21 protein-coding genes and 1 riboswitch are annotated in these 20561 nt (G+C 58.8%); of the genes, 10 read left to right on the top strand and 11 right to left on the bottom strand.

The genetic code is table 11. The features are described from left to right. The first annotated feature begins 30 nt into the window (after window positions 1-30). Both CWM61_RS19875 and CWM61_RS19870 read left to right on the top strand, forming a co-directional pair. Window positions 31-612, top strand: a complete 582-nt coding sequence (locus CWM61_RS19875) for an NAD(P)H-dependent oxidoreductase (RefSeq protein ID WP_008806511.1) — start codon at window positions 31-33, stop codon at window positions 610-612. Window positions 613-693: 81 nt separating this feature from the next. Then, window positions 694-1008, top strand: a complete 315-nt coding sequence (locus CWM61_RS19870) for a putative quinol monooxygenase (protein ID WP_008806512.1) — start codon at window positions 694-696, stop codon at window positions 1006-1008. A gap of 72 nt (window positions 1009-1080) precedes the next feature. On the opposite strand, the gene parE is transcribed toward CWM61_RS19870, so the two are convergent. The 5 genes from parE to nudF are packed head-to-tail and all read right to left on the bottom strand — an operon-like array spanning window position 1081 to window position 5485. After that, window positions 1081-2976 carry a DNA topoisomerase IV subunit B gene (gene parE, locus CWM61_RS19865; RefSeq protein WP_061153293.1) on the bottom strand — a complete coding sequence of 632 codons (1896 nt, stop codon included), beginning with the start codon at window positions 2974-2976 and terminating at the stop codon, window positions 1081-1083. A 30-nt stretch (window positions 2977-3006) separates the two neighbouring features. Next, window positions 3007-3582: an esterase YqiA gene (gene yqiA, locus CWM61_RS19860; RefSeq protein WP_061153292.1), complete on the bottom strand. Its 576-nt coding sequence runs from the start codon at window positions 3580-3582 to the stop codon at window positions 3007-3009. Next, entirely contained in the window at window positions 3582-4409 is an 828-nt protein-coding gene (gene cpdA, locus CWM61_RS19855) for a 3',5'-cyclic-AMP phosphodiesterase (protein WP_061153291.1), read from the bottom strand. The genes yqiA and cpdA overlap by 1 nt, the downstream gene beginning before the upstream one ends. Window positions 4410-4433: 24 nt before the next feature. After that, a complete protein-coding gene (locus CWM61_RS19850) occupies window positions 4434-4856 on the bottom strand; it encodes a DUF1249 family protein (RefSeq protein ID WP_002916847.1) in 423 nt (140 codons plus the stop codon). Continuing rightward, window positions 4853-5485 carry an ADP-ribose diphosphatase gene (gene nudF / locus CWM61_RS19845; protein ID WP_074387575.1) on the bottom strand — a complete coding sequence of 211 codons (633 nt, stop codon included), beginning with the start codon at window positions 5483-5485 and terminating at the stop codon, window positions 4853-4855. Before nudF ends, CWM61_RS19850 begins: the two co-directional genes overlap by 4 nt. 196 nt (window positions 5486-5681) lie before the next feature. Between nudF and tolC the strand changes: the two genes are divergently transcribed. From tolC to CWM61_RS19830, 3 genes are all read left to right on the top strand, one after another. Next, window positions 5682-7151, top strand: coding sequence for an outer membrane channel protein TolC (tolC, locus tag CWM61_RS19840; RefSeq protein ID WP_100631768.1), 1470 nt, complete (start codon window positions 5682-5684; stop codon window positions 7149-7151). A 168-nt stretch (window positions 7152-7319) separates the two neighbouring features. Continuing rightward, a complete protein-coding gene (locus CWM61_RS19835; RefSeq protein WP_061153288.1) occupies window positions 7320-7991 on the top strand; it encodes a DUF1190 family protein in 672 nt (223 codons plus the stop codon). Between the two features lie 5 nt (window positions 7992-7996). Beyond that, on the top strand, window positions 7997-9157 hold the full coding sequence (locus CWM61_RS19830; protein ID WP_100631767.1) for a glutathionylspermidine synthase family protein: 1161 nt from the start codon (window positions 7997-7999) through the stop codon (window positions 9155-9157). Between the two features lie 45 nt (window positions 9158-9202). Here CWM61_RS19830 and ygiD read toward each other — a convergent pair whose 3' ends face one another. Further along, window positions 9203-9994, bottom strand: a complete 792-nt coding sequence (gene ygiD, locus CWM61_RS19825) for a 4,5-DOPA dioxygenase extradiol (protein WP_074387574.1) — start codon at window positions 9992-9994, stop codon at window positions 9203-9205. 186 nt (window positions 9995-10180) lie between these two features. On the opposite strand from ygiD, the gene zupT reads away from it, so the two are divergent. Beyond that, window positions 10181-10951, top strand: a complete 771-nt coding sequence (zupT, locus tag CWM61_RS19820; protein ID WP_100631766.1) for a zinc transporter ZupT — start codon at window positions 10181-10183, stop codon at window positions 10949-10951. A 61-nt stretch (window positions 10952-11012) separates the two neighbouring features. Here the strand turns inward: zupT and ribB are convergent, their stop codons facing one another. Then, complete coding sequence (gene ribB, locus CWM61_RS19815; RefSeq protein WP_061153284.1) at window positions 11013-11666, bottom strand: 3,4-dihydroxy-2-butanone-4-phosphate synthase; 654 nt, start codon at window positions 11664-11666, stop codon at window positions 11013-11015. 105 nt (window positions 11667-11771) lie between these two features. After that, window positions 11772-11923, bottom strand: a riboswitch (FMN riboswitch). Between the two features lie 120 nt (window positions 11924-12043). On the opposite strand from ribB, the gene ubiK reads away from it, so the two are divergent. Beyond that, the gene (ubiK, locus tag CWM61_RS19810; RefSeq protein ID WP_064166321.1) at window positions 12044-12316 is read left to right on the top strand and encodes a ubiquinone biosynthesis accessory factor UbiK; all 273 of its coding nucleotides are present in this window, start codon (window positions 12044-12046) and stop codon (window positions 12314-12316) included. 35 nt (window positions 12317-12351) lie between these two features. Here the strand turns inward: ubiK and glgS are convergent, their stop codons facing one another. Continuing rightward, window positions 12352-12549: a cell surface composition regulator GlgS gene (gene glgS, locus CWM61_RS19805; protein WP_004205248.1), complete on the bottom strand. Its 198-nt coding sequence runs from the start codon at window positions 12547-12549 to the stop codon at window positions 12352-12354. On the opposite strand from glgS, the gene CWM61_RS29390 reads away from it, so the two are divergent. Further along, window positions 12541-12690 (top strand): hypothetical protein, encoded by a 150-nt coding sequence (locus tag CWM61_RS29390; RefSeq protein ID WP_165785290.1) that lies wholly within the window; start codon window positions 12541-12543, stop codon window positions 12688-12690. The two genes, glgS and CWM61_RS29390, sit on opposite strands and share 9 nt — an antisense overlap. 77 nt (window positions 12691-12767) lie before the next feature. Here the strand turns inward: CWM61_RS29390 and hldE are convergent, their stop codons facing one another. The 3 genes from hldE to CWM61_RS19790 are packed head-to-tail and all read right to left on the bottom strand — an operon-like array spanning window position 12768 to window position 18416. Next, window positions 12768-14201 (bottom strand): bifunctional D-glycero-beta-D-manno-heptose-7-phosphate kinase/D-glycero-beta-D-manno-heptose 1-phosphate adenylyltransferase HldE, encoded by a 1434-nt coding sequence (gene hldE, locus CWM61_RS19800; protein ID WP_008806524.1) that lies wholly within the window; start codon window positions 14199-14201, stop codon window positions 12768-12770. Window positions 14202-14259: 58 nt separating this feature from the next. After that, window positions 14260-17097 carry a bifunctional [glutamate--ammonia ligase]-adenylyl-L-tyrosine phosphorylase/[glutamate--ammonia-ligase] adenylyltransferase gene (gene glnE, locus CWM61_RS19795; protein ID WP_165784220.1) on the bottom strand — a complete coding sequence of 946 codons (2838 nt, stop codon included), beginning with the start codon at window positions 17095-17097 and terminating at the stop codon, window positions 14260-14262. A 20-nt stretch (window positions 17098-17117) separates the two neighbouring features. After that, the gene (locus CWM61_RS19790) at window positions 17118-18416 is read right to left on the bottom strand and encodes an inorganic triphosphatase (protein WP_100631765.1); all 1299 of its coding nucleotides are present in this window, start codon (window positions 18414-18416) and stop codon (window positions 17118-17120) included. 214 nt (window positions 18417-18630) lie between these two features. On the opposite strand from CWM61_RS19790, the gene CWM61_RS19785 reads away from it, so the two are divergent. Continuing rightward, the gene (locus CWM61_RS19785; protein ID WP_008806527.1) at window positions 18631-19251 is read left to right on the top strand and encodes a TIGR04211 family SH3 domain-containing protein; all 621 of its coding nucleotides are present in this window, start codon (window positions 18631-18633) and stop codon (window positions 19249-19251) included. Window positions 19252-19312: 61 nt separating this feature from the next. Next, window positions 19313-20554 carry a multifunctional CCA addition/repair protein gene (locus CWM61_RS19780; protein ID WP_100631764.1) on the top strand — a complete coding sequence of 414 codons (1242 nt, stop codon included), beginning with the start codon at window positions 19313-19315 and terminating at the stop codon, window positions 20552-20554. Window positions 20555-20561: the final 7 nt, after the last annotated feature.

Here is a 20561-nt window from a genome sequence, read left to right as displayed (position 1 = left end):
TCGGCAAATTTTCAAGATTGAGGACAAATGATGAGCAACATCCTGATTATCAATGGCGCAAAAAAGTTCGCGCACTCGAATGGCCAGCTGAACGACACCCTGACCGAGGTCGCGGAGAGTTATCTGCGCGACGCCGGGCACGATGTTAAAAGCGTACGCGCCGAAAGCGAGTACGACGTAAAAGCAGAAGTGCAGAATTTCCTGTGGGCCGATGTGGTGATCTGGCAGATGCCTGGCTGGTGGATGGGCGCGCCGTGGACAGTGAAGAAATATATGGATGATGTCTTTACCGAAGGCCACGGCTCGCTGTACGCCAGCGATGGTCGTACCCGCTCCGACGCCAGCAAAAAATATGGCTCCGGCGGCCTGGTGCAGGGGAAAAAATATATGCTATCCCTGACCTGGAACGCGCCGATGGAAGCCTTCACCGACGAAGACCAGTTCTTCCACGGCGTTGGCGTTGACGGCGTTTACCTGCCGTTCCATAAAGCCAACCAGTTCCTGGGAATGGAAGCGCTGCCGACCTTTATCGCCAACGACGTGATTAAAATGCCTGATGTCCCACGGTATATCGCAGAATATCGCAAGCATCTGGCGGAAATTTTTGGTTAACTACAGGTCTACGCTCTACATATTTCGAGTTATTCGAACCTGGAGTATGACGAGATACACACAGAAGGAGTTGAGTTAACCATGTTAACAGTGATTGCAGAAATCCGTACCCGCCCGGGCCAGCACCACCGTCAGGCGGTTCTCGATCAGTTCGCGAAAATCATTCCGACCGTTTTGCAGGAGGCCGGCTGCCACGGCTACGCGCCGATGGTAGATCATGCCGCCGGCGTCAGCTTCCAGACCACGGCCCCCGACTCTATCGTCATGGTGGAGCAGTGGGAAAGCGTCGCGCATCTTGAAGCGCACCTGCAGACGCCACACATGAAAGCCTGGTCGGAAGCGGTCAAAGGCGATGTGCTGGAAACCACCATCCGTATCCTGCAGCCTGGCGTCTAAGCCCGCCGACGCAGCCGTGAAATGAAAAAGGGAGCCTGAGGCTCCCTTTTACGTCTGGTGAAACGTGCAGACTCAGGCTTCCAGGTCCGCCATATCGCCCTTCTCCTGCAGCCAGTTGCGACGGTCTTCGGAACGCTTCTTGGCCAACAGCATATCCATCATCGCCGTGGTCTGTTGTTCATCCTCATCGCTGATCACCAGTTGCACCAGGCGGCGGGTGTTCGGATCAAGCGTGGTTTCCCGCAACTGCATTGGGTTCATCTCACCCAGACCTTTAAAACGCTGGACGTTTGGTTTGCCCTTCTTGCGCTTCAGCTGCTCCAGCACGCCGGTTTTTTCTTCTTCCGTCAGCGCGTAGTAGACCTCTTTACCAAGGTCGATACGGTACAGCGGCGGCAGCGCGACGTAGACGTGCCCCTCTTTCACCAAAGTACGAAAATGTCTCACAAACAGCGCGCACAGCAGGGTAGCGATGTGCAGACCATCGGAGTCCGCATCCGCCAGAATACAAACTTTGCCGTAGCGCAGCTGGCTTAAATCATCGCTATCCGGATCGATACCAATTGCCACCGAAATGTCGTGAACTTCTTGCGAAGCTAACACTTCATCGGAAGAGACTTCCCAGGTATTCAGGATCTTGCCTTTCAGCGGCATGATCGCCTGATATTCGCGATCGCGCGCCTGCTTGGCTGAACCACCCGCCGAGTCCCCTTCGACGAGGAACAGCTCGGTGCGGTTCAGGTCCTGCGCGGTACAGTCCGCCAGCTTACCCGGCAATGCCGGACCGCTGGTCAGCTTTTTACGCACCACTTTCTTGGCAGCGCGCAGACGACGCTGGGCGCTGGAGATAGCCATCTCCGCCAGCAGTTCAGCAGCCTGCACGTTCTGGTTCAGCCACAGGCTGAAGGCATCTTTCACCACGCCAGAGACGAACGCCGCGCACTGGCGCGACGACAGACGCTCTTTGGTTTGCCCGGCGAACTGCGGATCCTGCATTTTCACCGACAGCACGTAGGCGCAGCGATCCCAGATATCTTCCGCTGACAGCTTCACGCCGCGCGGCAGGATATTACGGTATTCGCAGAACTCCCGCATCGCATCCAGCAGCCCCTGACGCAGACCGTTAACGTGCGTCCCACCTTGCATGGTCGGGATCAGGTTGACGTAGCTTTCGGTCAGCAGTTCGCCGCCTTCCGGCAGCCACAGCAGCGCCCAGTCCACGGCTTCCGTCTCGCCGGAGAAGGTGCCGACGAACGGTTTTTCCGGCAGCAGCGGCAAGCCGTTTACGGCTTCGCACAGGTAGTCGTTAAGGCCATCGGCATAGCACCAGCGCTGCTCGCTGTCGTTGACCTGATCGCGAAAGACGATTTCCACGCCGGGGCACAGCACCGCTTTCGCTTTTAGCAGGTGGGTCAAACGCGAAACGGAGAAACGCGGGCTGTCGAAGAAGCTTTCGTCCGGCCAGAAATGGACACTGGTCCCGGTATTGCGTTTGCCACAGGTACCGGTGACATGCAGATCTTCTACTTTTTCACCGTTTTCAAAGGCGATGCTGTAGACCTGACCGTCGCGACGAACATTCACCTCTACGCGTTTTGACAGGGCGTTGACCACCGAGATCCCGACCCCGTGCAGGCCGCCGGAAAACTGGTAGTTTTTGTTGGAAAACTTCCCACCCGCGTGCAGTCGGCAGAGGATCAGCTCGACCGCCGGCACCCCTTCTTCCGGGTGGATGTCGACCGGCATGCCGCGCCCGTCGTCAATGACTTCCAGGGACTGGTCGGCATGAAGGATAACTTCCACTCGTTTGGCGTGGCCTGCCAGCGCTTCATCCACACTGTTATCAATAACTTCCTGACCAAGATGGTTAGGACGGGTGGTGTCGGTATACATGCCCGGACGGCGGCGCACCGGCTCTAGCCCGGTGAGTACCTCAATGGCATCAGCGTTATATGAAGATTGCGTCATGGTGTGTATTCGTAGGTCGTTCAGGGCCGTTTAGCACAGGCCGAGAAATTCGATAATCTGAGTGAAATGATCGTCAAAGCCGACAAATGCGTGATTACCGCCCTCCTCCACCGTTTGCCGGCAGGAGGCGTAGTAATGAACGGCCTGGCGGTAATCAAGCACTTCATCCCCGGTCTGCTGCAGCAACCAGAGTAAATCCGGCGCTTCAAGCGGGTCGATTTGCATGACTTTGAGATCGTAAATATGGCGAGACTCTAGCACATATTGCTGCCCGGTGTATGGATTCTCATTGTGGCCGAGAAAATTGTTCAGCAGTTCAAACGGGCGCACCGCCGGGTTGACGACCACTGCCGGCACCATAAAGCACTGCGACAGCCAGGTCGCGTAGTAGCCGCCCAGCGACGACCCCACAACCCCGAGTGGCTCGCCGCCATGCTCCAGCACAATGGATTCCAGCAGCTCTGCCGTTTCAGCCGGATAAGGCGGCAGCTCCGGCACCACCATGGTGATGTCGGGGTGCTGCTGCGACAGCCAGGTGTTTAACGCCATCGCCTTCGCCGAGCGCGGGGAACTGTTAAAGCCGTGCAGATAAAGAAGCGTCGCCATCAGTAGCCTTCTGAAGCGATATCCGGGTGAAACTCGGCGCCTTCCAGGCGGCACACTTCGGTGGTCAACGTCCCATCAGGATGCAGCTCCAGCCAGCGCCAGCCGGGTGAGACGGTATCCAGAGTGAAATTGGCGCAGTGCGGTTTGAACTGAACGCAGGTCGACGGCGTCGCCATCATGCGCCGGCCATTCCAGTCCAGATCCAGCTCCTGATGAATATGGCCGCACAGCAGATGCCTCACCCGCGGCCAGGCGCTCAGCGCGCGGTCCAGCGCGCCAGCGTTGCGCAGGCTGTGCTGATCCAGCCAGCTGCAACCAGCAGGCAGCGGATGGTGGTGCAGCAGGAGTAAGGTATAACGCTCCGGCGCTTCCGCCAGCTTGTGTTCGAGCCACTCCAGCTGGAAGTCGCTCAGCTCGCCATGGGGAACGCCAAACACCTGGCTGTCCAGCAGCAGGATCTGCCAGTGGTCGCCGAGAAACACACGTTTGGCGGGTGAAATGCCTGACTCCTGCAGCGTACTGTACATCGCCGGCTGGAAATCATGGTTACCCGGTAGCCAGACGCAGGGTGCAGCAAAACTCGCGATACCCTCAGCAAAATGCTGATAGGCCGCGGAGGAGTGGTCCTGCGCCAGATCGCCTGTTGCGACAATCAGATCACATGGACGCTGTGAGGCATGAATAGCCGACAGTACGGCCTGATAACTTTCCCAGGTATTAATGCCTAACAACGTTTCATGTTTTTCAGCAAACAGGTGAGTATCAGTAATTTGTAAGATCCTGACTCTGGCCTCACCAGCCAGAGGTAGGTTTAACAGGCTTTCCAAATGGTGTCCTTAGGTTTAACGACGCTAACAAACCGGAATCGCCATCGCTCCATGTGCTAAACAGTAACGCAGCCAGTCGGCCAGAAACTGGTTAATTTGATGCTTTTCGTCGCGTTGATGCAACTTTTTATTAGGATAATCATACCGCGCTTTGAAGCGAAAGATCTGCTGACTCGAACACACTTCGGCCACCATGGCATCATGGTAGAGGCGAACGGTCATGGATGGCAGGCTCCAGTAGCTCACCGCAGGCAGAGTCTGTTCTATCGCCACCAGAGTAGTGTAGCGGGTCGATTCAACTATCGTTAACCGATACTGCGCGCTTCCCACCTGATAGCTTACCTTCTCACCCGCTGCATCCGTTCGCGGCAACAGGCGGCGCAACTGCGCGAAGTTGGTCTCGCACAGGCGCATCATCTCAGGGAAGTCAGGTGTATAACGCTTCATTTTGTCCACTCGTTTCGTAAATTGTGATAATGCAATTGCAGCCATTGCAAGGCGATGACAGAGGCTGCGTTATCGATTTTCCCCTCTTCTACCCACTGGTAAGCCTGTTCCCGGCTCACCACATGCACCCGAATATCCTCGTTTTCCTCGGCCAGGCCGTGAATGCCTTTTGCCGTGGATGCATCAACTTCTCCCACCAGGATCGATAACCGTTCGCTGGTGCCGCCAGGGCTGGCCAGATAGCTTAATATTGGTTTCGTCCGCCCGACTTCAAGTCCGGCCTCCTCCAGCGCTTCACGACGGGCAACGTCTTCCACCGTTTCCCCCTCTTCGATCATGCCGGCGACCATTTCGAGCAGCCACGGGCTCTCGCTGGTATCATAGGCGGCGATACGGATTTGTTCGACGAGCACCACTTCGTCCCGCACCGGGTCAAAGGGTAGCAAGACGGCGGCATGCCCGCGCTCAAAAATTTCACGGGTGACTTCGCCGCTCATGCCGCCGTTAAACAGGCGGTGGCGAAAACGGTATAAATCGAGCGAAAAAAAACCACGATACAGCGTTTCGCGTGCAATAATTTCTACATCATTTTTGAAGAAGGTAATTCCCTGCTGAATGGGTTTGCTCATTGTCATGTCCTGCGAATCCGAAATTAGGGATTTCCAGACCGTTTGGCTACCGTTTTACGGTCCGTATGTTAGATTGGTGCAAATTACCGCCGGATGGCACGTAACGCCAACTTTTTACGGCGGCAGAATCGATACAATCAGCGGAATTTTTCTTAGAATTAGACCAGCGCTAAATGCTTCACAACAAGGAATGCAAATGAAGAAATTGCTCCCCATTCTTATCGGCCTGAGCCTGACCGGGTTCAGCGCCATGAGCCAGGCGGAAAACCTGCTTCAGGTTTACCAGCAGGCGCGCATCAGCAACCCCGATCTGCGTAAATCGGCAGCCGATCGTGACGCCGCGTTCGAAAAGATCAATGAAGCGCGCAGTCCATTACTGCCTCAGCTTGGGCTGGGAGCGGATTATACCTATAACAATGGCTATCGCGACAACAACGGCGTCAACTCTAACGTCACCAGCGGCTCGCTGCAGTTAACGCAGGTTCTGTTTGATATGTCGAAATGGCGCGCCCTGACGCTGCAGGAAAAAACGGCAGGGATTCAGGATGTCACGTATCAGACCGATCAGCAAACGCTGATTCTGAATACCGCGACGGCCTATTTTAAAGTGCTGGCCGCCATCGACACGCTCTCCTATACCGAAGCGCAGAAACAGGCTATTTACCGCCAGTTGGATCAAACCACGCAGCGCTTTAACGTAGGCCTGGTGGCGATCACCGACGTGCAGAACGCCCGTTCACAATACGACGCCGTGCTGGCGAACGAAGTCACCGCGCGTAACGATCTCGACAACGCCGTCGAAGAACTGCGCCAGGTCACCGGCAACTACTACCCGGAGCTGGCCTCGCTGAACGTGAATGGCTTCAAAACCAACAAGCCGCAGGCGGTCAACGCCCTGCTGAAGGAAGCGGAGAACCGCAACCTGTCGCTGCTGCAGGCGCGTCTGAGCCAGGACCTGGCTCGCGAGCAGATTCGCCAGGCGCAGGACGGTCATTTGCCGACCCTGAACCTTTCCGCCTCTACCGGCGTCTCGAATACGCGTTACAACGGTTCAAAAACCAATACCCCACTCGCCTACAACGACAGTGACGTTGGGCAGAACCAAATCGGCCTGAACTTCTCTCTGCCACTGTATCAGGGCGGCGCGGTGACCTCGCAGGTCAAACAGGCGCAATACAACTTCGTTGGCGCCAGCGAGCAGCTGGAAAGCGCCCACCGCAGCGTCGTGCAGACTGTGCGTTCGTCGTTTAACAACGTGAACGCCTCCATCAGCAGCATCAACGCCTACAAACAGGCGGTGGTCTCTGCGCAAAGCTCCCTGGATGCGATGGAAGCAGGCTACTCGGTGGGTACGCGTACCATCGTTGACGTCCTCGACGCCACCACCACGCTGTATAACGCCAAGCAGCAGCTCTCTAATGCGCGCTATAACTACCTGATCAACGAGCTGAATATCAAGTCGGCGTTAGGTACCCTGAACGAGCAGGATCTGGTGGCGCTGAACAACACGCTGGGCAAACCGATCCCCACCTCCGCGGACAGCGTCGCGCCGGAAAATCCACAGCAGGATGCCACCGCCGATGGCTATGGCAACACCACCGCAGCGGTGAAACCGGCGTCCACGCGGACGACGCAGACCAGCAGCAGCAATCCGTTCCGTCAGTAATTCGCATTACTGTGACGCGCATCGCCTGTCCGTCGGACAGGCGATGCGTTAAACGTAAGGCAACGTAAAGATCCCCCGCTTATCGCCCCTCTTCGCTTCATTTTCCACCACTCATCCTCTATCCTGAGCGTTAACACACGCCATACCACTGGGTCCTGGAAGACAAATATGAAACGGACAAAAAAAATTAATCACTCGTCATTCCGCAAAAGCTGGAGCGCACGTCATCTGACGCCGGTCGCGCTGGCCGTCACCGCGGTTTTTATGCTTGCCGGTTGTGAAAAAAGCGACGAAACGGTATCGCTGTACCAGAACGCTGATGACTGCTCCGCCGCTAATCCGGGCAAAGCAGCTGAGTGCACCACGGCCTACACCAACGCGGTAAAAGAAGCCGAACGCACCGCACCGAAATATGCCACCCGTGAAGACTGCGTCGCCGAGTTTGGCGAAGGCCAGTGCCAGCAGACGCCAGCCCAGGCGGGCGTCGCCCCGGAAAATCAGGCGCAGGCGCAAAGCAGCGGCAGCTTCTGGATGCCGCTGATGGCCGGCTATATGATGGGCCGCCTGATGGGCGGCGGCATGGCGCAACAGCAACCGCTGTTCAGCTCGAAAAATCCGGCCAGCCCGGCTTATGGTCAGTACACCGACGCCAGCGGCAAGAACTATGGCGCCGCCCAGCCAGGGCGCACCATGAACGTGCCGAAAACCGCGATGGCGCCGAAGCCGGCCACCACCACCACCGTGACTCGCGGAGGTTTCGGCGAGTCGGTGGCGAAGCAGTCGACCATGCAGCGTAGCGCCGCAGGCTCAACGTCCTCTTCTCGCTCGATGGGCGGCTAACTCACATGGAAAGAGTCAGTATTACTGAGCGCCCGGACTGGCGCGAGAAAGCGACCGAGTACGGCTTCAACTTTCACACCATGTACGGCGAGCCCTACTGGAGCGAAGAGGCTTATTACAAGCTGACCCTCGCGCAGGTGGAAAAGCTGGAGGAAGTCACCGCCGAGCTGCATCAAATGTGCCTCCAGGTGGTGGAGAAAGTGATCGCCAGCGATGAGCTGATGGCCAAATTCCGCATCCCTAAACACACCTGGGGCTTTGTGCGCCAGTCGTGGAAAACCCACCAGCCGTCGCTCTACTCGCGTCTCGACCTGGCCTGGGATGGTGTTGGCGAACCGAAGTTGCTGGAGAACAATGCCGACACCCCGACCTCGCTGTATGAAGCGGCCTTCTTCCAGTGGATCTGGCTGGAAGACCAGCTCAACGCTGGCAAGCTACCAGCGGGCAGTGACCAGTTCAACAGCTTGCAGGAAAAGCTCATCGAGCGCTTCGGCGAGCTGCGCGAGCAGTTTGGCTTCCAGCTGCTGCATATGGCCTGCTGCCGCGATACCGTTGAAGATCGCGGCACCGTGCAGTACCTGCAGGACTGTGCCGCCGAAGCTGGCCTGGCGACGGAATTCCTCTACATCGAAGATATTGGGCTTGGCGAAAAAGGCCAGTTTACCGATCTGCAGGATCAGGTGATTGGTAACCTGTTCAAGCTCTATCCGTGGGAGTTTATGCTGCGGGAGATGTTCTCCACCAAGCTGGAAGACGCCGGCGTCCGCTGGCTGGAGCCGGCGTGGAAGAGCATTATCTCCAACAAAGCGTTGCTGCCGATGCTATGGGAAATGTTCCCCAATCACCCGAATCTGCTGGCGGCCTACTTCAGCGAAGATGCCCACCCGGAGATGGAGAAGTACGTCATTAAGCCGATCTTCTCCCGTGAAGGGGCCAACGTCTCCATAGTTGAGCAGGGCAAAGTCGTGGAGTCGGTGGAAGGTCCGTACGGGGAAGAAGGGACCATCGTGCAGGAGTTTTACCCCCTGCCGAAGTTTGGTGATAGCTACACGCTGATTGGCAGCTGGCTCATCAACGATCAGCCCGCCGGGATCGGCATTCGCGAAGATCGGGCGCTGATCACCCAGGATCTGTCGCGCTTCTATCCGCACATTTTCGTCGAATAATGTCGTGCTCCGGCGACGATACCGCCGCCGGAGCACAATCTCTTATCAGGCGCCCACCACCACCGACAGCATACTCAGCGAGCCCATCTCGATGCCATCGACCGGGATCGTCATCGCTTCAACACCATCCCACGCTCCCAGGACATACAGCAGCGGCAGAAAATGCTCCGCCGTTGGGTTGGAGAGCGAGCCCCCCTCATGCGCCAGGTAGTTAACCAGCGGGTGCTGCTCGTCCGGCCCCTGCCATTGCAGATTCGCCTTCACGTAGTTATTGAAGGACTCTGCCCATGGGTACGGCGTGTTCTCGCCATGCCAGCGGGCGGTGCGCAGGTTATGCACCACGTTGCCGCTGGCCACCAGCATAATCCCTTCATCACGCAGCGAGGCCAGCTTCCGCCCCATTTCGAGATGCCAGGCCGGCGGTTTGGTGCTGTCGATGCTCAACTGAACCATCGGGATATCCGCCTGCGGATACATTTTAATCAGCACGCCCCACGAGCCATGGTCAAATCCCCAGGCTTCTTTATCGAGGGTGACCGGCACTGGTGAGAGCAGCTCCACCAGTCGTTGCGCCAGCGCCGGAGAGCCCGGTGCCGGATAATGGGTGTCATACAACGCCTGCGGGAAACCGCCGAAGTCGTGAATGGTCTTCGGGGCCTCCATCGCCGTCACGCCCGTACCGCGCGTAAACCAGTGCGCAGAGACCACCACAATCGCCTTCGGACGCGGCAGGGTTTCGCCCAGATGAGCCCAGGCGCGAGTATAAATGTTGTCTTCCAGCACGTTCATTGGGCTGCCATGGCCGAGAAACAACGCGGGCATTCGGGTACGGGACATGATGATATCCTTAGGGTGTCAATGTGATGTGCTCACATTACGCGCTTTTGCGCCAGGATAAACTCAGATAACCATGATGATGATCGTCAGAAAATTTGAATGTAATTCGCGGTAAAGGGACGTGTCCCGTACGCGCATCCTCAGGCAATATACTCATATGCACTTATTTTCACAGGGAGAGTAGCGATGTCATCACCCTTAATATTGACGCTGTTAGCCGGTAGCGCAACCTTTATTGGCGCCATATTTGGCGTGATTAGTCAGAAACCCTCTAACCGTCTGCTTGGCTTCTCCCTCGGCTTTGCCGCCGGGATCATGCTATTGATTTCGTTGATGGAAATGCTGCCTGCCGCGCTGGCCGCCGAAGGTATGTCGCCGCTGCTCGGTTACGGGATGTTTGTCATCGGCCTGCTGGGCTATTTCGGCCTTGACCGCCTGCTGCCGCACGCCCACCCGCAGGATCTGATGACCCCCGCCGCGCCGCGCCCGCGTAATTTACGTCGCACCGCTATTCTGCTGACGCTGGGTATCAGCCTGCATAACTTCCCGGAAGGGATCGCCACCTATGTCACGGCCAGCAACAACCTGGAACTCGGCATGGGCGTGGCCCTCGCCGTTGCCCTGCACAATATTCCTGAAGGACTGGCCGTTGCCGGGCCAGTGTATGCCGCCACCGGATCGCGCAGCAAGGCGGTGCTCTGGGCCGGGCTTTCCGGCATGGCGGAAATTTTGGGCGGCGTGCTGGCGTGGTTGATTCTGGGCAGCCTGGTCTCACCGCTGGTGATGGGAGCGATCATGGCTGCCGTCGCCGGGATTATGGTGGCACTGTCCGTCGATGAACTGATGCCGCTGGCGAAAGAGATCGATCCGCAGAGCAACCCAAGCTATGGCGTCCTGTGCGGGATGTCGGTGATGGGGCTGAGCCTGGTGGTACTCCAGACGATGGGCATCGGTTAAGGCGCAGAAACAACACAGCCCACTAAAAAGTGGGCTGTGCTCAGGCGTAGCGAACCACTATTTAGCTGGCTTTACGCTCATGTTCGCGACGATAGGCCACCAGATCTTCAATCGTGACCACCGCCATATTATGCTGCTGAGCGAACTTGATGCACTCCGGCGCGCGCGCCATGGTGCCATCGTCATTGGTCAGCTCACACAGCACGCCTGCCGGTTTAAAGCCAGCCAGGGTCACGAGATCGATAGTGGCTTCGGTGTGGCCGCCGCGGGTCAGTACGCCACCCGGCTGCGCACGCAGCGGGAAGACGTGGCCAGGACGGTTGAGATCGGAAGGTTTCGCGCCGTCGGCGATGGCCGCGCGGACGGTGGTCACGCGGTCGGCAGCGGAGACGCCGGTGGTCACACCTTCGGCCGCTTCGATGGTCACGGTAAAGCCGGTGCCGTAGGCGCTGGTGTTGTTCTCCACCATCATCGGCAGATCCAGCTGTTTGCGGCGATCGTCGGTCAGGCACAGGCACACAATGCCGCTGCCGTGACGAATGGTCAGCGCCATCTGCTCAACGGTCATGGTTTCGGCGGCGAAGATCATATCGCCTTCGTTTTCACGGTCTTCATCATCAAGTACCATCACGCCGCGACCTTCGCGCAGGGCGTCCAAAGCGTGTTCCACACGTTCAAAAGCGGTACCAAAAGAAGAAAGGAGCGTCTGATTCATGGTAAAAAAACCTCATTAAAATTATGGTTACCAGAATCAGGGCAGTCTTAGGAGCGCCGGTTTAGCGGCAAAAGTCAACGCGAGCGGGCCTGGGCCCGACTGTGCCGTTACTCTCTCCCATCCGGACTTTAACCGTCGGCCCCGGAATTACACCGGATCTGCTGACCTTCCCGTAGTCACGGGAAGCGCTCGCGGGCTTTCAACGCAATGGTTGATTTACCGCCGGTGGGGAATTTCGCCCCGCCCTGAGAATAAGCGAGATAACTATAACGCTATTGACTATCCTCGGCAATGCATAAGCTTCAAACATTTCTGGTTTATAGGCGGCCTGGTTCGCACTACAATGATCAATCATCCGACCCGAGCAGGAAACCACCATGATTGACCCGAAAAAAATTGAACAAATCGCCCGCCAGGTCCATGAGTCGATGCCAAAAGGACTTCGCGATCTGGGTGAGGATGTTGAGAAGAAAATCCGCCAGGCGCTGCAGTCGCAGCTGACCCGCCTGGATCTGGTCAGCCGCGAAGAGTTTGACGTACAGACTCAGGTTTTGCTGCGGACCCGCGAAAAACTGGCGCTGCTGGAGCAGCGTCTGAATGACCTCGAAAACCGCCCGGCAGCGACGCCTGGCAGCGAAGAGCAGCCGTAAAAAACGGGCCCCTTGGGGCCCGTTTTGCGTTTGGCTTAGTGTGCGGCTTCCGCCGGGCTGTTCACCTGACGACAGTAAAGTTCATAACGCTGGCAAAACCATTCACGATGCTCTTCATCCATATTGCCGACAATGGCCTGAAGATCAACTGGCTGGCCTTGCGCGTGCATTCTGGCGAAACTCCGCGCCAAAAAATCAAAATTCTTCATTGAATACATATCGTTATGGTTCATGCGCATACTCCTTCAGCGGTGGATGTTCTGATCAGTCATATGCCTTTTACTTACTTCAGTATTTACGCTTACCTTAACGCGATTTGTACGAAAAATGCGCTTAACATGATTGTTTATTGCGCTAAATCATTTTCCACATGATTAAATAAAAACGGCCCGCGATATCTCCATCGCGGGCCGTGATGCTTCACCGTACAAGCCGGTGAATAGCGGAAAGCTTATTTGTCGCTATCTTTTTGTATTTTCTTAATAATATTGGTGGTCGAGCAGCCATCTTCAAAGTTGAGCACCAGCACTTCACCGCCGTTAGCCCAGACCTCTTCACTGCCGGCGATCTGTTCCGGCTTATAATCGCCACCTTTGACCAGCAGGTCCGGCAGGATGCCGGCAATCAGTCGCTGCGGTGTGTCTTCTTCGAAGGAGACCACCCAGTCGACGGCCTCCAGCGCCCCCAGCACGATCATCCGCTGCTCCAGGGGGTTCACCGGGCGGGTTTCGCCTTTCAGACGTTTGGTTGAGGCATCGCTGTTAACCGCCACGATCAGACGGTCGCCCAGCTTGCGCGCATTCGCCAGATAGGAGACATGGCCGGCATGCAGAATGTCGAAGACCCCGTTGGTCATCACCACTTTCTCGCCGCGCTTGCGCGCCGCCGCAACCGCCTGTTTGAGTTCCTCTTCGCTCATCACGCCAAAGCCGGTCTCAGCCCGGCCGCGGACCGCGTTTTCCAGCTCAACAGGGGAAACGGTGGAGGTCCCCAGCTTGCCGACCACCACGCCCGCCGCGGCGTTAGCGAAATAGCAGGCCTCTTCCAGGGTGTTGCCGGACGCCAGGGTCGCCGCCAGCACGCCAATCACCGTGTCGCCGGCGCCGGTCACGTCGTACACTTCCTGTGCCTGGGTCGGCATATGCAGCGGCGGACGCCCCGGCTGCAGCAGCGTCATCCCCTGCTCAGAACGCGTCACCAGCAGCGCCGACAGTTCAAATTCAGCGATGAGCTTCATGCCGCGTTCAACGATCTCCGCTTCATCCTGACACTTGCCCACCACCGCTTCAAACTCAGAGAGGTTCGGGGTGAGCAGCGTCGCGCCGCGGTAGCGTTCGAAATCGGTGCCTTTCGGATCGATCAGCACCGGCACGCCCGCTTCACGTGCGAGCGCGATCATGGTCTGGACGCTGGTCAGCGCCCCTTTGGCGTAGTCCGAGAGGACCAGCGCGCCAATGGATCCCAGCGCCTGCTGAATGCGCTCGTGCATCGGCTGCGGATCCACGCCGGAGAAACCCTCTTCAAAGTCGAGGCGGATCAGCTGCTGATTGCGCGACAGCACCCGCAGCTTGGTGATGGTCGGGTGAGTCGGAACGGAGACGAAGTCGCACTTCACATTCACATTGGCCAGCGCCTGGCTCAGCGCGCGGGCAGCGTCGTCAATCCCGGTCAATCCCACCAGGCGCGACGTTGCCCCCAGGGAGGCGATGTTCATCGCTACGTTTGCCGCGCCGCCAGGACGTTCTTCGATATTTTCCACCTTCACCACCGGCACCGGGGCTTCCGGGGAAATACGACTGGTGGGGCCGTACCAGTAGCGGTCCAGCATCACATCACCCACCACCAACACTCCTGCACGTTCAAACTCCGGCAGCGTTACTTTCATGACTCTCTCCTGCGAGACGCAAACTTTGCGCGCGATAATAGCACACCCGATTTTATAGTTAAGCCATCAGCCACTTCTGCCAGCTGGCGCTGACCTGCTCACGCTCCCGGCTGAAGGCCTCTGGCGCCACGTGTCCCGGCAGCTCCTGCAGGGCCAGATGATGGAGCGCATCACGCAAGGTGGTGTACGCATGCGTTAAGGCGCGCGCCTCCTCCTCGTCCATGATGTCGTTCTGCGCCAGCAGCTCGAGAATACGCACGTTATCAGACCAGCGGGTCAGCTTCGGCTTGTCGCTGGCATAGCGTAGGACCAGATACTGGGTAATAAATTCAATATCCGTGATCCCACCGGCATCGGCTTTGATATCAAAACGATCGGGATGCTTGTTGCCAAGGTGGGCACGCATCTTCTCGCGCATCTCGCGAACCTCGGTCTGCAGGGTGGCGCCCTCCCGCGGGGTGGTCAGAATATCGCGACGAATGGCGTCAAAGCGCGCCTGCAGCGCCGGGTCGCCATAGACCACGCGGGCGCGCACCAGCGCCTGATGTTCCCACGTCCAGGCTTCGTTCTGCTGATAGTCAGCAAACGCGTCGGCGGTGGTGACCAGCATCCCGGCCGCGCCAGAAGGGCGCAGCCTGGCATCCACTTCGTAGAGAATACCGGACGAGGTACGGGTGCTAAACAGATGCATGATCCGCTGGGCCAGCCGCAGGTAGAACTGACGGCCGTCAATCTCCCGCTCGCCGTCGGTCATCACCTCCGCCGGGCAGTCATGGAGGAACACCAGATCGAGATCGGAGCTGTAGCCCAGCTCCCAACCGCCGAGCTTACCGTAGCCGACGACGGCAAAGCCGCGCCCCTGGCGATCGTGCAGGTGGGTCGGCTGGCCATAGCGAGCCACCATCTGCCCCCATGCCTGCTGCACCACCGCATCGAGGATCGCTTCGGCAAGCCAGGTTAAGTGATCGCTGACCTTCATCACCGGCAGGGTGCCAGCGATATCCGCCGCCGCGATATGCAGCTGCTGCGCCTGCTTAAACTGGCGCAACGCCTCCAGCTGCTGCTCTTCATCCTCTTCCGGCACACGCAGCAGGTACTGGCGCAGCTCGTCGCGATAGGCATCGGTCGCCGTCGGCTGATAGAGGGTGTTGGGATCCAGCAGCTCATCCAGCAGCAGCGGGTGGCGCGCCAACTGGCTGGCGACCATCGGCGACGCCGCGCAGAGCGTGATCAGGTGTTTCAGCGCGCCGGGGTATTCGCTCAGCAGTTCAAGATAAGTGGTGCGGGTGACGATGCCGGTCAACAGCGGCGTGATCCGCGCCAGAGGCAGCGGCGCATCGGCACGCGAGCAGATTTCGCTCAGCAGATGCGGCATCAGTTGATCCAGCACCTGGCGGCCGCGCGGGCCGATGGTGCGCCGATCCAGCTCTTTGCGGAAATCGGCAATCAGCGCCAGCACGCTGCGGCGGTCGGTATCGTTTAAATGCGCCAGCGCCGGGCTGGCGTCATCTTCTTCCAGCGCATCCTGCCACAGCTCGCGCCAGTACTCGGCCAGCTGCTCATCCGGGGACTGATCCTCATCATCGCCGATCAGTTCATTAAACACTCGCCGCACGTTGGCCATCTGGCTCGCCAGCTGCGCGCTCAGCGTCTCCCAGTCTTCGGTATGCATCCCCCACGCCAGCCTGGCGCGGTTAAGGTCATCCTGCGGCAGAGTCTGGGTCTGCTCATCGTTGATGCTTTGCAACAGGTTTTCCAGCCGGCGCAGGAACAGATAGGCCTCACGCAGCAGCGCCGCGTCGCCTTCCGGCAGCAGATGTAGCTCATCAATCGCCGCCAGCGTCGGCAGCAGGGCGCGCTGTTGCAGCGCAGGTTCGCGACCACCGCGGATCAGCTGAAAGACCTGAACGATAAACTCAATTTCGCGGATCCCGCCGGCGCCGAGCTTGATGTTATCTTTCAGCCCGCGGCGCCGCACTTCGCGGGCGATCATGCCTTTCATGTTACGCAGCGACTGGATCACGCTGAAGTCGATATAGCGGCGGAAGACGAAGGGACGGAGCATCGCGCGCAGCTCGCTGGCGTACACGCCGTCGTTATCTCCCATGATCCGCGCTTTCACCATCGCATAGCGTTCCCAGTCCCGACCCTGCTCCTGGTAATAATCTTCCAGCGCCGCAAAGCTGAGCACCAGCGGCCCACTGTCGCCAAACGGCCGCAGGCGCATGTCAACCCGATAGACAAAGCCGTCCTGCGTTGACTGGTCAAGGGCCTTGATCAGCCGCTGCCCCAGACGGGTAAAGAACTGGGCGTTATCCAGCTCGCGGCGGCCGCCGCGGGTGGCGCCATGCTCAGGCCAGGCAAAGATCAGATCGATATCGGAAGAGAAGTTCAGCTCGCCGCCGCCCAGCTTTCCCATCCCGAGGATCAGCAGCGGCTGCGGCTGGCCCTCGGCATTGCATGGCGTTCCCCACTCCTTACAGCAGGCGGCGTACAGCCAGTCGCGGGCGGCGACAATCAGCGTCTCCGCCAGCGCGCTCAGCTGCTGCAGAGTCTCTTCTTCGCTCACCAGCGACAACGCCTGCGCCCAGGCGATGCGGACCATCATCTGACGGCGGAAGAGACGCAGCTCTCGCATCAACCCCGCTTCGTCAGTAACTGCCTGCAGGCGATCCTGCAGCCAGGCCTCGTAATGCCGCCACTCTTCCGCCTCCGGCGAGGAGTCCGCAAGCTCATTCAGCCAGCCCGGCTGGGCGATCACACTCTGTTCGACAAAATCGCTGAACGCCATTACCGACCTGGCCTGTGGGCTCAGTTCGGCAACGGGAAAATCCGCTGGCAGACGGTCAGCGACCGTCTGCCAGTGCTGCTGTAATTGCGGAGAAAGCGGCATCATAAGGGCTCCCTGGCCTGAAATTATCGTTTTCCACTATGCAGCCAGAACGGCTCGGCAGCCAGCGCCTGGCGACGGAAATATTCAAAGACGCTGCGATCGTCATGTTCTATTGCACGGTGAAGCTCCTGCCAGTTCTCCAGCCACGGCGCGACGGCGTCGCCATAGGCGCCCGCCAGCAGCTGGACGCTGTCGATGTCACGGGACAGCTTCGGCAACTGGTCGGCGGCATCTTCGACCGCCAGATGTTGTACGGCGCTGCGCAGCTCGGCCGCCACCCGCGAGAGGTTAATATCGGCAAACCGTTTGAAAGATCCGGCTATTTTTTTCTCTCCCGCCTCGTTGAGGAACGGACGCCAGCCGCGCTGGACCAGCCATTCGGTCAGAGCCAGTTTGGCGCCGACGACCTCGGTGCGGAATAACGCCTCATCGGCGGTGTCCGCGGCCAGCAGAACGGCTTCGGCATCGTTCAGCAAGGCGCGAAGCTGGGTGGTCGCCTTACGCGGCACGATGCCGCCGAACAGCACGAGGGCATGGCGCACGCGGGCTAACGCCAGCAGGATTTCCGCTTTGGCTTTCGCATTGCCGCGCAGCCATACTTCGTCGTGATACAGCCAGTGCGCCAGGGCGCTCTCCAGCGCCGCCTCCAGCCCCTGCTCCACGCTGGCCTTCGCTGGCACCGTTAGCAACGTCAGCGAGGTGACGGGACGCTCGCCATTGCCTTGCGCCAGATGATACCCGCGAGCAGCCTTGCTCAGGCTCCCCTGACGCAGGACGCCGCTCTCCAGCAGACGGTGCGCAAGGCGCAGCAGATCGGCGGTCTCCCCGGCAAGCAGCTCCAGCTCCAGCTCGCAGATCGGCTCCTGATGTTCGCCAGCCTTCACTTCGCCGCGATCGAGGGCGATCTCAATCTCACTATTCCCTTCCTGTATCACCCAACGTTCACGGACAAAATCAGTGCTGAACAGCGGCTGGACATGCTCCGCCAGCGCGGCCGGAAGCTCGCCTTGCGGCCAGACCTCCGCTGGCAGACGCTCAAGCGCCAGCTCCGGTTTATCCAGTGGAATGTTGTATTCCGGACGCTGGTGCAGTCCCCCCACCACCCGACCGGCGATTTTCAGCGTCATTTCATAACGCCCCTGGTCGCCGCGGATGCGCAGCCCCATATCGTGACGACGCAGCCAGTTATCGGCGGTTTCGTAATAAATGTTCAGTAACTGGCCCGCAGGCGTATGTTTCGCCTCGAGCGTATTGAGCTGCTCGCGCAGCGTCTCTACCCCATTCTGAGCGACGATAAACTTGAGTTCGATTTCTTGAGCCATGACTGAATTCTTCCGCTTCTGTGCTGCGCCGACAAATTGCGGCGAACTTACGACGATATTTTTTGTCAGTAGATAGTATTTTGCGGCGAATCGCCATGCAACGCGCTTTTTGCCGGGCCACCTCCTGGATGATTCCGATTGTGGTGGAAAACTTTGCGTCGCTCTGGCGATGCCTCTACTATCGTTCCACTTTTTATGACCAAACGATGACCTGATGCCAAAATTACGCCTGATTACTTTTACTTTGCTCGCGCTTAGCGCCGCTACGGCGGTTCACGCAGAAGAAAAGCGCTACGTTTCCGATGAGCTGAACACCTGGGTTCGCAGCGGCCCGGGCGATAATTATCGTCTGGTCGGCACCATCAACGCCGGGGAAGAAGTGTCTGTGCTGCAGACAAACGACAGCACCAGTTACGCGCAGGTCCGCGACAGCAATGGCCGTACCGCCTGGATCCCGTTGAAAGAACTGAGCAATGAGCCCAGCCTGCGCACCCGCGTCCCGGATCTGGAAAACCAGGTCAAAACGCTGACTGATAAACTGAACAACATCGACGCCACCTGGAACCAGCGCACGGCGGATATGCAGAAGAAAGTCGCCGGCAGCGACAGCGCGATTAACGCGCTGAAGGACGAGAACCAGAAGTTGAAAAACGAGCTGGTGGTCGCGCAGAAGAAGGTGAATGCGGCGAATCTGCAGCTTGATGACAAACAGCGCACCATTATCATGCAGTGGTTCATGTACGGCGGCGGCGTGCTCGGCGTCGGTCTGCTGCTGGGTCTGGTGCTGCCGCATCTGGTGCCAAGCCGCAAACGTAAAGACCGGTGGATGAACTAATTCGTCTTCTCTGCCAGACTTACGTATCATCTTGCGAAAAACAGATACGGGAGAATCGGGCGTGAAGAGCTATCTGGTCGGCGGTGCAGTGCGCGATGCGCTATTAGGACTGCCGGTCAAAGACCGAGACTGGGTGGTGGTGGGCGCCACCCCGCAACAGATGCTTGACGCGGGCTACCAACAGGTAGGCCGCGACTTTCCCGTGTTCCTCCATCCGCAAAGCCGGGAGGAGTATGCCCTGGCCCGCACCGAACGCAAATCCGGCGCGGGCTATACCGGTTTTACCTGCTATGCCGCCCCGGACGTCACCCTTGAAGCCGATCTGCTGCGCCGCGACCTGACGGTCAACGCCCTCGCCCAGGATGCCGATGGCACGATCATCGACCCCTACGGCGGGCAAAACGATCTCCGCCTGCGCCTGCTGCGCCATGTCTCTCCCGCCTTTAGCGAAGATCCGCTGCGCGTGCTGCGTGTGGCGCGCTTTGCTGCCCGCTATGCGCATCTGGGCTTTCGCATTGCCGAAGAAACCCAGGCCCTGATGCATGCAATGGTTGAGGCCGGTGAGCTGGCGCATTTAACGCCGGAGCGGGTGTGGAAAGAGACGGAAAGCGCGTTAACCACCCGCAATCCGCAGGTCTTTTTCCAGACGCTGCGCGACTGCCAGGCTCTTAAGGTGCTGTTTCCGGAAATTGACGCGCTGTACGGCGTGCCGGCCCCGGCGAAGTGGCACCCGGAAATCGACACCGGCCTGCACACCCTGATGACCGTCACGATGGCCGCGATGCTGTCGCCGGATGTCGACGTGCGTTTCGCCACCCTGTGTCATGACCTCGGTAAAGGGCTGACGCCGAAAGCGCTCTGGCCGCGTCACCACGGCCATGGCCCGGCGGGCGTCAAGCTGGTAGAACAGCTCTGCGCGCGTCTGCGGGTGCCAAACGATATCCGCGATCTCGCGAAACTGGTGGCGGAGTACCATGACTTGATCCACACCCTGCCGATCCTGCAGCCGAAAACCCTCGTCAAACTCTTCGACAGCATTGACGCCTGGCGCAAACCGCAGCGCGTACAGCAGATAGCCCTGACCAGCGAAGCCGACGTCCGCGGACGCACCGGTTTCGAGGCCAGCGATTACCCGCAGGGGCGTCTGCTGCTGGAGGCATGGGAAGTGGCACTGTCGGTCTCCACCAAAGAGGTGGTGGCGGCGGGATTTAAAGGGGTGGAAATTCGCGAAGAGCTGACGCGGCGGAGAATTGCGGCGGTGGCGCAGTGGAAGGAACAACGTTGCCCCCAGCCGCAAGGCTGAGGGCACC

This window comes from Klebsiella sp. K-Nf6, assembly GCF_002806655.1.
GTDB lineage: Bacteria > Pseudomonadota > Gammaproteobacteria > Enterobacterales > Enterobacteriaceae > Klebsiella > Klebsiella variicola.
The sequence above is the reverse complement of the archived record's forward strand: the minus strand, read 5'-3'. Positions and strand labels throughout refer to the sequence as shown.